Genomic DNA, 14,676 nt, shown 5'->3' on the forward strand with positions numbered 1-14,676 from the left:
ATGAATTCAGCAACTTCGTTTCCAGTGTTTATTCATGATTGTGGCTTCCACTCAGCTCTAGGGTGTGAGCCAGCCTCTATTCATCAAGCGCTACAGACCGGGCAATCAAAAGGAATGCTCATCGACGATGGTATCCTAAACACTCACACATCTACTGTTATTGGGCGAGTGACTGAGGCGCTTCCAGAAATCCCTCAAGCATTATCACAACATTCAACACGTAACAATCAGCTTGCTTTGTCAGCACTTTTGCAGATCAAAACTAGCGTAGAAGATGCGGTTCTGCAGTATGGTTCAAATCGAATTGCCGTTATTGTCGGGACCAGTACCTCTGGAATTGCCGATGGTGAGGTCGCGTACGCCCAAAAAATCGATCAAGGGGTATTTCCAGAAAATTACCACTACTCCAAGCAAGAATTGGGGGACAGTGCTAATTTTGTTGCGGACTTATTCAATATCACAGGACCATGTTACACCATTTCGACGGCATGCTCTTCAAGCGGTCGCGTTTTTATCAGCGCAAAACGCATGCTTCAGGCAGGTATTGTTGACGCAGTAATCGTTGGGGGTGTCGATACTATTTGTAGACTCACCCTTAATGGATTTAATGGCCTAGAAGCACTTTCTAACCAACTATGCCAGCCATTTAGTGCTGAACGTTCAGGTATTAATATCGGTGAGTCAGCTGCATTTATGCTATTAAGTACCAAGCCAAGTGATATTGCATTACTAGGTGCAGGTGACAGCTCTGATGCTCACCACATTTCGGCGCCACATCCTGAAGGTAACGGCGCAGAACAAGCCATGCGCGCAGCACTTGATGATGCATGCTTAACACCTGATCATATTGGATACATCAATGCTCACGGTACCGCTACGCCACTCAATGACAGTATGGAAAGTAAAGCTATTTATCGGGTATTTGGCGACAAAGTACCTGTCAGCTCAACCAAACCTTTAACTGGACACACTCTGGGTGCCGCTAGTGCGACAGAGGCGGCGATTGCTTGGCACATTTTGCGTCATCAATTGCCATTGCCAATCCAGCGCTGCACCAACAAAGCAGAAGATATTGAAGTTGCCCTCGTAGAAAACGAGCAATATCTTGGCAGCAAAGCAATTCTTAGCAACTCATTTGCCTTTGGTGGCAATAATATCAGCTTAATTTTTGGATATACTCATGGTTGAACTCCCAGCAATTGAAACACTACTGCCTCATGATAATCCAATGATTTTGGTCGATCGCGCTTTGTCTATCGAAGCGACATCCATCCACAGTCAGGTTGATATTGACAAGCATCTTATGTTTTTCAATCCTGAAACTAATACGGTTCCAGCTTATGTCGGCATTGAGTTTATGGCGCAATCCATCGCAGCTTGGTCTGGATATCAAGCATTACAAAATGGGGAAGAACCGCCTATCGGTTTCTTACTCGGCAGCCGCCGCTACACAACAGAATGCGACAAGTTTACTCAAGGACAAACTCTCGATATCTTCGCAGAACAAGTAATGGAAGATAACGGTATGGCTGTATTTTCAGCCCGAATAGAATACCAAGGGGATACATTCGCTCAGTGCCAACTGAACGTTTATGTTCCTACACAAGAAAAATTACAAGAAATGAAAATTAGGAGTCATGTATGACCCGACAGGTTCTCGTCACTGGCGCTAGTAAGGGAATAGGCAAGGCTATTGCTATTCAGCTAGGTAAAGATGGATTCGACGTCGTCGTTCATTACATGGGAGACCAAAATGGTGCCCAAGCAACACTTGATACGATAGTTGAAAATGGTGGTTCTGGCCGCTTAATTCAGTTCGATATTAGTCATCGAGAAGAATGCCGAAATAAAATTGAAGCAGACATAGAACAACACGGTGCATACTACGGTGTGGTTAACAACGCAGGGATCACTCGTGACACAGCTTTTCCGGCAATGACAGAAGAAGAATGGGATGGTGTCATCCATACCAACTTAGACAGCTTTTACAACGTACTCCACCCTTGCGTAATGCCGATGGTGAAACTACGTAAAGGTGGACGTATTGTTACGCTAGCCTCTGTTTCAGGTATTGCCGGCAACCGTGGTCAAACCAACTACAGCGCAGCAAAAGCGGGGGTGATTGGGGCAACTAAATCGCTTGCACTAGAGCTGGCTAAACGAAAAATCACCGTTAACTGTGTAGCTCCAGGTTTAATTGATACTGGTATGGTCGATGAACATGTTAAAGAGCATGCACTACCACTTGTTCCACTAAGACGCATGGGTGAACCAGAAGAAGTCGCTGGACTTGTCAGCTATTTGATGTCAGATATTGCAGGATATGTCACTCGCCAAGTTATTTCAGTAAACGGAGGTCTCGTATGAGCCGTAGAGTCGTCGTAACGGGTATGTCTGGTGTAACCGCATTTGGTAACGACTGGCAGAGCATTGAACCTCGCTTACGTGCTTGCGAAAATGCAACTCAATACATGCCGTCATACGAACAATATGAGGGTCTGAATACAAAATTGGCAGCCCCTGTTAATGATTTCGAATTGCCAAAACATTACAAACGTAAGCAAGTTCGCGGTATGGGTCGTGTATCCATGCTAGCAACGGTGGCAACTGAGAACGCACTGATTCAAGCAGGTCTCATTGGTAACGAAGTGCTTACTAACGGTCAAACCGGGATTGCTTATGGCTCTTCGACAGGCAGTACCGACGCAGTAGGTGCGTTTGGCGTAATGCTAAATGAAAAATCTACCAGAGCCATTACTGCAACAACCTATGTGCAGATGATGCCTCATACTACAGCGGTAAACGTTGGCCTGTTTTTCGGTCTCCGTGGACGCGTAATTCCAACCAGCAGTGCCTGTACGTCAGGAAGCCAAGCTATTGGTTATGCCTATGAAGCCATCAAACATGGTTATCAAACAGTAATGGTTGCGGGGGGCGCTGAAGAGCTTTGCCCTACAGAGTCAGCAGTATTTGATACCCTGTTTGCTACCAGTCTGAAAAATGACGATCCCAAAAGCAGCCCTAGCCCATACGATAGAGATCGTGACGGTCTGGTCATTGGTGAAGGTGCTGGCACGCTAGTTCTAGAAGAGTACGAACACGCAAAAGCTCGCGGGGCAAAAATTTACGCAGAAATCGTGGGCTTTGCCAGCAACTGCGATGCGGCACACGTCACTCAACCACAAATGGAAACTATGCAGATTTGTATGGAGTTGGCTTTGAAGGACGCAAACTTATCTCCGGATAAGATTGGCTATGTGTCAGCTCACGGCACTGCGACCGATCGTGGTGACATAGCAGAAAGCAACGCGACAGAGAAAGCGGTAGGTAGAGTTCCAATCAGTTCACTCAAGAGCTACTTTGGTCATACCCTAGGCGCATGTGGTGCGGTCGAAGCATGGCTCAGCTTAGAAATGATGCACACAGGCTGGTTTAACCCAACACTCAATCTCAACAACTTAGACCCTGAGTGTGGTGACCTTGATTACATCACAGGTTCTGGTCGTGACATGCAGATTGACTATCTGATGAGCAACAACTTTGCGTTCGGTGGCATCAATACGTCAATCATCTTCAAGCGTATCGCAGAGTAAACCTCAGAAAGCATTCTAAAGCCGTCTTTTTTGTCATGATAAAGGCGGCTTTTTTAATTCGCTGTTTTTTATCTCTGCTTGCTTATACCATTCTGGAAAATTTCGCGATCAGTGAATGGGCGTCGATAAGCAAACCCTCCGAGCCATGAATGGCTCGGCGGAGCTTCAGGGACGAATGAATGCGCGTTTGCGTTTGACGCCTATTCGCTGTTCTACCGATGCTCAGTCTGATCATATTTTTATCTAGGATGGTATTATCTCATCCTTGTTTACTTTTCTACTTCGACTGTTTATCGGTTTGCTTTATGTATTCCAATTAGTGAATTGCCCAAATTTGTTAACTCAATTAAATATTCCAACCATTTTCGGGAACGTTACCGAAAACTGAATTATACTAGCGGCATTTTAAGTGTATACCCAAACTACTTGGAGTCGCAGATAGGCGGCAAGTAAGTGAATCCCCATGACCACAAATTACCATGCGTGATTGGGGTGAGCGAACGTAGCCCCCCATAGCAAAACATAAAGCCCTGCAGCTTCAAGTAGGAAGGGGATTGATTCAACGGAGAAACACAATGAATACAGTTTGGGTTACGGGCGACGCTGTCGTTGATTTGATTCCTGACGGTGAAAACCATTACCTCAAATGCCCAGGCGGCGCTCCTGCAAACGTTGCAGTAGCGATTTCTCGCTTAGCGGGCAAAGCCGCTTTCTTTGGTCGAGTAGGTAATGACCCGTTAGGAAGATTTATGGAACAAACCCTGACGCAAGAGCAAGTGGATTGCGAATATCTGGTACTGGACAGCGAGCAACGTACCTCAACAGTCATCGTCGATTTGGACGACACTGGCGAGCGTAGTTTTACCTTTATGGTCAAACCAAGCGCTGACCAATTCTTGCAATTGAGTGATATCCCTAACTTCAGCCAAGACGACTGGCTTCACGTGTGTTCTATTGCATTGGCAAATGAACCTAGCCGTCGTAGTACATTTGAAGCTATTGAACGCATTAAACGCTCTGGTGGCTACTTCAGTTTTGACCCGAACCTACGCCCTGAAGTTTGGCAAAAACCGCAAGAACTGATTGAGACTGTCATGAAAGCAGTCGCAAAAGCGGATGTGGTGAAGTTCTCTGAAGAGGAAATAACCTTGTTGACGAATACTGATTCTATCGAGCAAGGCATCAAAGCGATTCAAGCTTTGAATATTCCTCTAGTGATCATCACCCAAGGTTCTAAAGGAGCACTTGTGGTGACACAAGATGGTCAAACGCTGGTAAGTGGAAAAGTGGTAAAACCTATTGATACCACTGGCGCTGGCGATGCCTTTGTGGGTGGCTTGCTTTACCAGTTGTCACAATTGCCAAATTGGCAGAGTAAAGAGAATATTGCTCTTGCGGTAGAAACTGCACACGGCTGTGGAGCTCTAGCGACAACCCAGAAAGGCGCAATGACAGCTCTACCTAATCAGCAAGCGCTCAAAGCCTTCCTGTTATAGTCTTAAAACCAATTAAATACGAAAAAGCCACCTTTGATTCGGTGGCTTTTTGTTTTTGACTCATTTGGGTATACAGAGCGTGTTTTGGTAAACGGAGTGTGTTTTGTCACCAACAAACTCTAAAGTTACTGCATAGGAGCAAACGTTGAAGCGACTACTGATTTTAGCGCAGCGAACTCTGCGTTGGCACAAGCACCATTTAACGCAATATGTGTTGCACTCGCAGGTGTAAACACTCGTCCTGTCATAACGTGTTCACCGTGATTAATAAACACCTCTAGCGATGAACTATCGGCAAGTATTTGCAAATGGACGTCTTTTTCAGTGTCTAAAGACAGTTCGCGAACGACATCACCTTGACGAATCTCTGTATTAGTACGGTCAAAACGCAATACGCCTTGCGCTTTATCAAGCTCCAATAGCACACCAAATTTTTCGTCTGACATCAATTTCAATGCACTACCCCAAGGTAAAGTAACATTTAGCTCGTAGCTCTTAGTGGCCAAGTCGATACCATGCTCATCCAAACTCAGTATCGTTTGAGATTCTCTCAACTCAGCTAACTCGCGAATTGGGCTTTGCACGATTCTACCGCCATACCATTTCAGCTCTCGCAAAGCCGTGAATTGATGTATCCAACCATTGTCACAGCTCGGTTGATCAACTTCATCAGGAAGCCCCATCCACCCCACCATGACTCTTCGCCCATCTTCCGTCTCCATTGTCTGCGGAGCGTAGAAATCAAAACCCGCGTCCAGTTGCCAACCATCACCGAAATGAAACCTGCCTTGGTTGTCCTGCTCAATATTGAAAATGCGGTTTTGGTGTTCAATGGTGTGATTCGGGTTTTGTGACTTAATCCCTTGCGGGCCAAACACAAAAAACAGTTTGCCGTTAAGTTCGAACATATCTGGGCATTCCCACATATAGCCAAAAGGCGCAATGTCGTCTCCATAAAGGGAATCAAACGACCAGTGCATCAAATCATTTGAATGATAAACCGCTAAACGTCCTTGAAGGTCAGTTGTCTGAGCGCCCAGTAACATATGCCACTTATCTTGACGGAAAAGGATTTTCGGATCACGGAAGTGCTCCGTCACGCCTTCTGGCAACGAACGGATAATCGGACCTAACTTTTCAGCCGAGTTATCAGCGTTTAAACGAGCAACGCATTGCATTGTCTGTCTTTTTCGGTCATGACCTAGACGAGTGTTACCTGTGTAGAACAGCAACAACTCGCCTTCATGGCTAACAGCATGACCTGAAAATACGCCATGACTATCAAACCAATCTGAAGGTGTGAGTGCGATGGATTGCCAATTCCAGTTAACCAGGTCTTGGCTTTTTAGAAGAACCCAATACTTGTCCTTGTGCTCACAAGCATAGGGATACCACTGGTAGAACAGGTGATATTCGCCATTGTGAAAGATAAATCCATTAGGGTCGTTTAATAAGCCTTGTGGAGGAGAGATATGCCATTGAGGGCGATATGGACAATCCGTAGGTTTTAGGTAGTTTTGCGCGATAGCTTTCTGTTGCTTAGCGATTAAACGGCCTAGTGTCGCTAAATCCTCGTCACTGATACTGTTGCATCTTGGCATTGAAAGTTGCCATTCGCCCAAAACGGACTCTTCAACAACAAAATCGGGTGTTGGGAGTACTTGCTTAGCGTCTCGAACTGCAACGACGACACGCCCTTCCGGAGCCAAAATACGTGAAATGTTGTCTACACCACCAGCAAGTTCAATGAGGAATTGTAATGACATGGCCTTACCTAGCTAAATTGTAGCGAAAACGAAAATAAGTGTTTTCTGCAAATTATTTCGGGAACGTTCTCAAAATATAAAACAACCACTCGATTAGCAAGTATTTAAGCGAATAGGAAGGCATAGAGTATGGTTTGTGTGAAGCTGGGCACAAAGCCCAGCGTATTATAAGTGCTCAATGAATATGTTGAGCTAGCAGGTTTCGCGATCAATACTTTGGAAGGTTAGTACAACTTTGCTCATCTCTTGTCCTTTACCCGCTATACGTTCAAGGAGCATCTTGGCGGCATTTTCTCCCGCTTTATCAAAGGCATAATTGAATGTTGATAAGCTTGGCGTGCTCACAGAAGAAAGCTCATCGTTACCAACACCTAACACTTTTATTTGTGTACCCACTTTTACACCCTGCTCTTGCAGTGCTCGTATGGCGCCTAGAGCCAACCGGTCTGTGGCACAAAACAGACCATCTAATTTTGGATGTGCTTTTAACTGCTCTTTGGCTAAGCGATAGCCTGATTCTATGGAGAAATCGCCGTGTGCATGGAACAAAAGTGGCTGATGGTGAAAACTCAAAGACTGCTCTAATCCTTGTGAGCGCTGAACATCCACAGCAATATCATCGGATTGTACGCCAATAAAACCAATCTGTTTGCATCCCGCGGCGACCAGACGGTTACCCGCTTCATAGCCAACACGTGAGTCATCGTGCACCACACTCGGAATGTTATACAGAGAGCCATCTTGCCCCACCAGTACGACAGGCACCTGTGAACTCTGAATGGCTTTCACTAATGGCGCATCCAAATGCGTAGCGTAGAAAATAATACCTTCGACTCGTTTTTGGTTAAATATTTGAATATATTCAAGTTCCTTTTCATGAACCTGATGAGTGTTAGCCAACAACACATGTTTTCCAGCTTGCTCAAAAATAGCGGTTAATCCATCGACCCCTTGAGCTGTCGCATGTGAACTCACACGCGGAACAATCACACCCACCAAGTTAGTCTTCTGAGATTTCAAGTCTTTAGCAACCTGATTGACTACGTAACCACACTCCTCAACTGCCTTTAACACTTTGATTTTAGTTGATTCTTTTACGCCATACTCGTTATTGATAACACGAGACACTGTAGATTTCGATACACCAGATAATCTAGCAACATCGTGCAAACTTGCCATACTGCTCCCTGTTCCATTCAAATTGGGATTGTTTGCAAACTAGTTTGCCTTCGTCCCATCTATTTATCGTGATTTTAACCTTGTTTTTGTCATTTCTTACCTTCCTTTTGGCGATCATCTTCACAATATTTACTGTTTGCTTTTGACCGCGAGGAAATTTTTCACAAGAATTCATTTTGCAAACGTTCCCAAAAATATAATTAAGAACCAAACTTTAACTATACTGATTATTAACATGAACCGGGGTGAGTTATGGACTATCCAGTCATAGCGAAACAACTTCTCGACCTTTTGGGCGGACAATCCAATATCCAAGCTTTAGCACACTGTGCTACACGCTTACGCTTAGCCTTAAAAGATGATGATCTTATCGACGAGCGTGCGATTGAATCGCTTGAAGGCGTAAAAGGGCAATTTAAAGTTGCTGGTCAGTACCAGATTATTTTTGGTTCTGGCATCGTGAACCAAGTTTATGCGGAGATGGCAAAACTGACAGGGATGGCAGAAATGTCAACTAACGATGTCGCTGCCGTTGGCGCAGAAAAGCAGAACCTTCTGCAACGTGCAGTAAAAGGACTGTCGGATATTTTCGTGCCGATTATTCCTGCCATTGTTGCTGGTGGCCTATTAATGGGTTTGTTTAACGTACTAACAGCGCAAGGTCTGTTTATCGATGGACAATCGCTGATTGATGCAAATCCTGGTTTGGCCGATCTCGCTAGCATGATTAACACTTTTGCCAACGCCCCTTTTGTATACCTTCCGGTATTGCTAGCCTTCTCAGCTTCCCGCAAATTTGGCGGCAACCCTTTCCTTGGTGCGGCACTTGGTATGCTCATGGTGCACCCTGATCTCCTCAATGGCTGGGGATTCGGCAGTGCATCAGTTTCGGGCACTGTCCCAACTTGGAATATTCTTGGTCTGGAAATTCAAAAGGTTGGTTACCAAGGTTCAGTTCTGCCTGTTCTGGTATCGGCATTTATTCTAGCCAAAGTCGAAAATGGTCTTCGTAAGTTTATCCCTTCGGTATTGGATAACCTTCTTACTCCAATGCTGGCAATCTTCATCACTGGTTTTCTAACCTTCACATTGGTTGGTCCTATCACTCGTGATGTTGGCTTCATGCTAGGTGATGGACTGAACTGGCTTTACGATTCAGCAGGTTTTATTGGTGGCGCACTGTTTGGTTTTATCTATGCTCCATTTGTTATTACCGGTATGCACCACAGCTTCATCGCGATAGAAACCCAACTTTTAGCAGATATTGCCGTCACTGGAGGTACTTTCATCTTCCCTATCGCTGCAATGTCTAACGTCGCTCAAGGAGCAGCCTCATTGGCCGTTGGTTTCATAACAAAAGATATCAAACTAAAAGGTATCGCCGTTCCCTCAGGCATCACTGCTCTACTCGGTATTACAGAACCGGCTATGTTTGGTGTGAACTTAAAACTTCGCTATCCATTTATCGCGGCAATCACTGGCGCAGCAATATCTAGTGCATTTATCACGTTGTTTAACGTAAAAGCACAAGCACTAGGTGCAGCAGGCTTACCGGGTATTATTTCTATCACTCCAGATAAGATCAGCTATTACATCGTAGGTATGGTGATTTCATTTGCAGTGGCATTCGGTATGACCGTCGCTCTTGGCATTCGTGAAAAAGCAAAACAGAGTACCCAAGCCCTAGCGTAATCACCCTCAACGGTTACGCTTTGTATTGCCCACTACACTTTGTAGTGGGCATTTTTTATGACAGTAAAGTGAACGATTAAGATAACGCGGCAATGATTTGCGGACGGAAAATGAAAAACACAGCACCGAGAAGACAAAGCCCTGCCCATACGAAGTCCATGCGGAAAGGTTCTTTCATATAAATCAGTGCAAAAGGTACGAATACGGTCAAGGTGATCACCTCCTGCAATATTTTCAGCTGCCCTAGGTTTAATACCGTATAACCAATACGGTTAGCAGGAACCTGAAACAGATACTCAAACAGAGCAATTCCCCAACTGAGTAACGCAGCAATAATCCACGGCTTATGCCCTAACTCTCGTAAATGGGCATACCAAGCAAAAGTCATAAACACGTTGCTTATCAGCAGTAAACCAATGGTGATTAGCATCGGAGGGACGGCAAACATTCAATAAAACTCCACGTAAATTTATACTCAAACTACTTGGAGTTGCAGGTAGGCGGCAAGTAGGAAGAGCATAGTGACATTATTTGCTCGGAGTGTGCGCCTAACGATCTCTATTAGCAATAATAATTGCAGAGCATTTATGAAGTGAAATTGATACGGACATCACGACCATCTGGATACTCTTCAATAGTACAATCCCAGCTGTAGTGACGTATTATTCTGTGGGTTAATTCTAATCCTAAGCCAAATCCGAGTTGCTCTTGCGTATCTCCACAGCTAGTATCGCGATTTTTAATACTCACCTCCGCCCCTAATTGGGTAATGACCACAGTGCCACGTAAAGTATGTTGATAAGCGTTACGAATGAGGTTACTAAGAACAATTCGGCATAATGTCGTTGGCAGTTCAAATACCCCGCCTTCGACAGTTATTTCTACCTGTACATCTTTATCTCGAATCAGATAGTTGAGCTCTTGGCTTAACTGTTTTAGCAGCTCACCCAGATGAAGCTGAGACAGCGGCAACTGATTGTGGTGACCTCGGTTAAGCCACAGCAAAGTCTCACAAAGATCGGTCATGGTGACGCCCGCTCGCAAAATGCGTTCTAATACCTCTTTCTGCTTTTCGATAGAATTGGGTTTATCAACCAACTTCGTCATTAGCTCGGTATTACTGCGTACGACAGCAATTGGCGTTCTCAGTTCGTGGCTCGCATGCGCAAGAAACTTGTGCTCACGACGCAAACTATCTTCCACTGAAGATAGGCTGTTTTTGACAATAGTAGCCAAACGGTTGAGCTCGTTGTAATGGAAATCAGGCAAAGGGTGATTGAGCTGACAAGGCGTTAGTGTTTTCGCCCATTTAGCAAGACGCTCTATTGGCTGAGCTACTAACTGCATCACGAAATACATGCACACGGCAAACATCGCTAATGCTATCGTCGCATAGCCTAGGATCTGGCACAAATGAGGTAAATCATCTTGATTAAGCCGAGAGCTGAGATCGGCAGCTTCAATATCATCTACAATACGAGAGATATAGAGTACTTCGTTGTTACTGCGTTCATATCGAAGTAGGAACAGAGCGCCATTCGGCTCTGAATACCAATGATCGCGGTAGATTTTTTTATAGAATTCGAGATGTTTCGTTGGCTGAGCGAACACTTGCCTAATTTCAGGCGTTACCTCTTGCCATTGATGAACGATTTGAAAACCCAGTGTGTATTCTTCTTTATCAGAATTAGCCGGAGAAAATCGTCCAATTTCCTGCATGGTCATCCTAACGCCACCATCCAGTCCTTTTTCAAAATAGTTCGCAGTCAGTGTGGAGAACCCAACGACAGTGATCGTCGCCATACCCATGATGGCGCAAACAATAAATATTTTAAGACTGCGACGAATCTTCATGGTAAATCCTGAGGCTGGTGTTCCTGAAAACTGATACCAAAACCGAACCCTGGAATGGTTTGAATGAGTGGTGACCAATCATTTTGGTCAACCTGTTTACGCAAGTTGAAAATATGTACTTTTAAACTGTTACTATCTGGTTGCTCGTCGCCCCAAATGATTTGTACTATCTTCTCTCTGGAAACACCTGAAGGGTATTCTCTCATTAATACTTCAAGAATTTTCAAAGCAATAGGTGAAAGTTTAAGTATCGTCCCAGCTCTAATTGCTTGACGATGACTGAGATCCAGTTCGAGATCAGCGATAGTCAGTTTAGACACTTGCCCGCTACGACGTTTAGCTAACACCTTCATACGTACGAGTAGTTCTTCCATCGCAAAGGGTTTAACTAAATAATCATCCGCGCCACGGCTAAAACCTTCCAACTTATCGTCAAGCGTATCGCGGGCTGTCAGCATAAGAACAGGCGTTTCTACCCCGTTGTTGCGAATGCGTTCACACACCGCTAAACCTTCAATTTTGGGTAAGTTTAAGTCGAGAATAATCACATCGTAGCGATTAGACATAATCAGGTTATAGCCCACTTGACCATCTGCAGCATAGTCGCAATCAATGTCTTCCAGAGACATATAATCAATTAATGCCGTCGCAAGATCCAAATCGTCTTCTACTAATAATGCCTTTAACATTTCCCAAACCTAACCTTTTTCACGGCATTGCCAGCCGCTTGCCCTCGAAACAGACGCGCCAAGGATACTATTTTCATTCATCCCCGCATAACGATTCGTCGTGTCCAATTTCACAAATACACTTATCACTTATATCAGGCTAGATCATAAGCAGTTAAGGAAAGGTTAATATAAAAATGCCCAACACTTGTTGGGCATTTTGAAAGTAATTACGTCAAATTGGGCAAAAACAGCATTAAATGACAGGCTTAAAACTCATAGTTAAGTTTTAGCTCGATAGTACGTTCAGCACCGTACCAGCAGTTCGTTTTGTCGTAGCAAGTGTAATACTCTTCATCAAACAAGTTACTACTGATAATGTCTGCACTCGCACCAGCTAGAGAATCGCTGATCTCTGATAAATCATAGCCTAGAGACAAGTCAGCTACGATGTAGCTTGGTACTTTACCTTGGGTATTGGTTGCGTCCATATACATCTGACCAACATAACGTCCGCCCGCACTAACTCTCACACCACTAAGTGCACCCTGTTCAACATTATAGGTAGACCATAACGTCGCGCTGTGCTTCGGAACATAGATGGGAGTCGTGCCTTGTAAACCATTCGCACTGTCCTCGGTGACTTCTACATCGGCGTATGTATAGTTAGCCGATACGTCCCAATTTGGCATCAGCCACCAACGACCTTCAACTTCAACTCCTTGGGAACGAACTTCACCTACCTGAACTTCATCTTGATAGTTTGCCGATGTAGGGTCTGTCACCACCATATTGCTCTTTACGATACGGTAAAGTGACGTTGTCAGCTGTTTACTCATGTCCGCAGAGACATACTTAACGCCTACTTCGACCTGCTCACCAACTTCTGGTTCAAAAGGCTTACCAAATTTCGAATCAACACCCGCAACAGGCGAGAAGCTTGTAGCAAAGTTCACAAACGGCGAAATTCCTGAATCAAACTGATATAACGCACCTAAACGATAAGAGAACTCATTATGGTCTGCTTGTGAATTACTCCCAGAAAAATTATTGGTGCTTTTATAGTTATCAAATCGACCACCAGCGATAAACACCCATTGGTTCCAAAGTAGCTGGTCTTGAAAATACGTACCAAGCTGTTCTACCGACACTTCATCGTTGCCTGCGTAGACTTCGCTGACATTGGAGCGATTCAACAAATGATTATTGGCGTTGTAGATATTAAATTGATAGAAACCGCTGTCACTGGTTGAGTACTCTTTGTAAGCAGAATCTCCGCTAAGAGTTTGATAATCGAGACCTAGGAGGAGGTTATGCTCTACGCTTCCCCAGTTCACAATCCCCGAAAGCTGGTTATCTACCACGAGACCTTCATAGTCTTCTTCAGTGGTATAGATGTTACGACTTAACGTCCCTGTACTCTCATTAAAACCCGATGCTGAGTGATACGTGTTTTCCTGATAGAGCGATGCATCTGTATAACGAAGGTTTTGCAAAAAGCGCCAATCATCATTGAATTGATGTTGGATTTTATAACCCAGCATCATGATTTCGCGCTCGAAATGGCTCCAATTAGTATCACCAGCAAAGGTTGAAGCTGACGTTGTACCGTTGGTTATCGCAGCAAGCGGCAGCGAAGAGTTCATCCCCATTGCCGGATCATTCTGATAGTACATATTAAGATTTATTAGCGTGTTCTCGGTCGCTTGCCAATCAATAGATGGGGCGATGAGATATCGCTCTTCCTCTGTGCCATCCACCTGACCATCTTGTTTACGAGCTTTTGCAATCAAACGATAGGAGACATTGCTGTCACCGAACTGGCCAGTGGTATCCAACGTTGCTTGTGTTAGGTTGCGAGAGCCTGTAGAAGCGGACACTTCTGTGTGGTTTTCACTTTGTGGTGACTTAGCTATGGTGTTAACCATACCGCCCGGAGGCATAGAGCCGTACAAAACCGATGTCGGTCCTTTGAACACCTCTACCCTTTGTATTGCTAATGGGTCAATTTGTGGCTGTAAGTTCCAGCCTTTTAAATATTGAAGTACCAAACCATCGTAATAGGTCTGATCAATTCGAAAACCGCGAATGTAGAAGTTATCGTACATAGTGACCGCACCACCTTTGGTTTCAGTCACAACCCCTGACGCATATCGCAATGCCTGGCCAAGTGATGTTACACCGCGTTGCGCGAGTTCTTCTTGTTCAATCACTGAAATAGCTTGCGGCGTTTCTTCTGGCTCCAACGCCGTTTTGGTTGCGGTGTTTCGGTAGGTTTTTCCTAGAATGGTTACCGTTTCGACAGAATCAGAACTCTTTTCTTGAGCGAACGCTAGCGGAGCACAAAAAGCCGCGAGTAATGCCAACGCAATCGGCGAAAAATGCATTTGTTTTTTTCTATCCATAATGTTTCAAATACCCTGCTTTC

General features: G+C 44.6%; 12 protein-coding genes. 6 read left to right on the top strand and 6 right to left on the bottom strand.

The features are described from left to right. The 5 genes from G5S32_RS09340 to G5S32_RS09360 all read left to right on the top strand — a co-directional run bounded on the left by G5S32_RS09340 (position 1) and on the right by G5S32_RS09360 (position 5,089). The gene (locus G5S32_RS09340) at positions 1-1,188 is read left to right on the top strand and encodes a beta-ketoacyl-[acyl-carrier-protein] synthase family protein (RefSeq protein WP_165311761.1); all 1,188 of its coding nucleotides are present in this window, start codon (positions 1-3) and stop codon (positions 1,186-1,188) included. Next, positions 1,181-1,645 (top strand): hotdog family protein, encoded by a 465-nt coding sequence (locus tag G5S32_RS09345; RefSeq protein ID WP_165311762.1) that lies wholly within the window; start codon positions 1,181-1,183, stop codon positions 1,643-1,645. Before G5S32_RS09340 ends, G5S32_RS09345 begins: the two co-directional genes overlap by 8 nt. After that, complete coding sequence (locus G5S32_RS09350) at positions 1,642-2,367, top strand: 3-ketoacyl-ACP reductase FabG2 (protein WP_165311763.1); 726 nt, start codon at positions 1,642-1,644, stop codon at positions 2,365-2,367. Before G5S32_RS09345 ends, G5S32_RS09350 begins: the two co-directional genes overlap by 4 nt. Continuing rightward, the gene (locus tag G5S32_RS09355; protein WP_165311764.1) at positions 2,364-3,593 is read left to right on the top strand and encodes a beta-ketoacyl-ACP synthase; all 1,230 of its coding nucleotides are present in this window, start codon (positions 2,364-2,366) and stop codon (positions 3,591-3,593) included. Before G5S32_RS09350 ends, G5S32_RS09355 begins: the two co-directional genes overlap by 4 nt. Before the next feature lie 575 nt (positions 3,594-4,168). After that, on the top strand, positions 4,169-5,089 hold the full coding sequence (locus G5S32_RS09360; protein WP_165311765.1) for an aminoimidazole riboside kinase: 921 nt from the start codon (positions 4,169-4,171) through the stop codon (positions 5,087-5,089). Positions 5,090-5,214: 125 nt separating this feature from the next. Here G5S32_RS09360 and G5S32_RS09365 read toward each other — a convergent pair whose 3' ends face one another. Both G5S32_RS09365 and G5S32_RS09370 read right to left on the bottom strand, forming a co-directional pair. Next, positions 5,215-6,855, bottom strand: coding sequence for a glycoside hydrolase family 32 protein (locus G5S32_RS09365; RefSeq protein ID WP_165311766.1), 1,641 nt, complete (start codon positions 6,853-6,855; stop codon positions 5,215-5,217). 192 nt (positions 6,856-7,047) lie between these two features. Next, positions 7,048-8,034, bottom strand: a complete 987-nt coding sequence (locus G5S32_RS09370; protein WP_165311767.1) for a LacI family DNA-binding transcriptional regulator — start codon at positions 8,032-8,034, stop codon at positions 7,048-7,050. A 252-nt stretch (positions 8,035-8,286) separates the two neighbouring features. On the opposite strand from G5S32_RS09370, the gene G5S32_RS09375 reads away from it, so the two are divergent. After that, entirely contained in the window at positions 8,287-9,726 is a 1,440-nt protein-coding gene (locus G5S32_RS09375) for a sucrose-specific PTS transporter subunit IIBC (protein ID WP_165311768.1), read from the top strand. A gap of 76 nt (positions 9,727-9,802) precedes the next feature. Here G5S32_RS09375 and G5S32_RS09380 read toward each other — a convergent pair whose 3' ends face one another. From G5S32_RS09380 to G5S32_RS09395, 4 genes are all read right to left on the bottom strand, one after another. Next, positions 9,803-10,174 (bottom strand): DMT family protein, encoded by a 372-nt coding sequence (locus G5S32_RS09380; protein ID WP_165311769.1) that lies wholly within the window; start codon positions 10,172-10,174, stop codon positions 9,803-9,805. Between the two features lie 137 nt (positions 10,175-10,311). Then, a complete protein-coding gene (locus tag G5S32_RS09385) occupies positions 10,312-11,580 on the bottom strand; it encodes a sensor histidine kinase (protein ID WP_165311770.1) in 1,269 nt (422 codons plus the stop codon). Then, positions 11,577-12,269, bottom strand: a complete 693-nt coding sequence (locus G5S32_RS09390; protein ID WP_165311771.1) for a response regulator transcription factor — start codon at positions 12,267-12,269, stop codon at positions 11,577-11,579. Before G5S32_RS09390 ends, G5S32_RS09385 begins: the two co-directional genes overlap by 4 nt. Positions 12,270-12,517: 248 nt before the next feature. After that, positions 12,518-14,653, bottom strand: coding sequence for a TonB-dependent siderophore receptor (locus tag G5S32_RS09395; protein ID WP_165311772.1), 2,136 nt, complete (start codon positions 14,651-14,653; stop codon positions 12,518-12,520). Positions 14,654-14,676 lie beyond the last annotated feature (23 nt).

The sequence above is a fragment of the Vibrio ziniensis genome (assembly GCF_011064285.1).
Classification (GTDB): domain Bacteria; phylum Pseudomonadota; class Gammaproteobacteria; order Enterobacterales; family Vibrionaceae; genus Vibrio; species Vibrio ziniensis.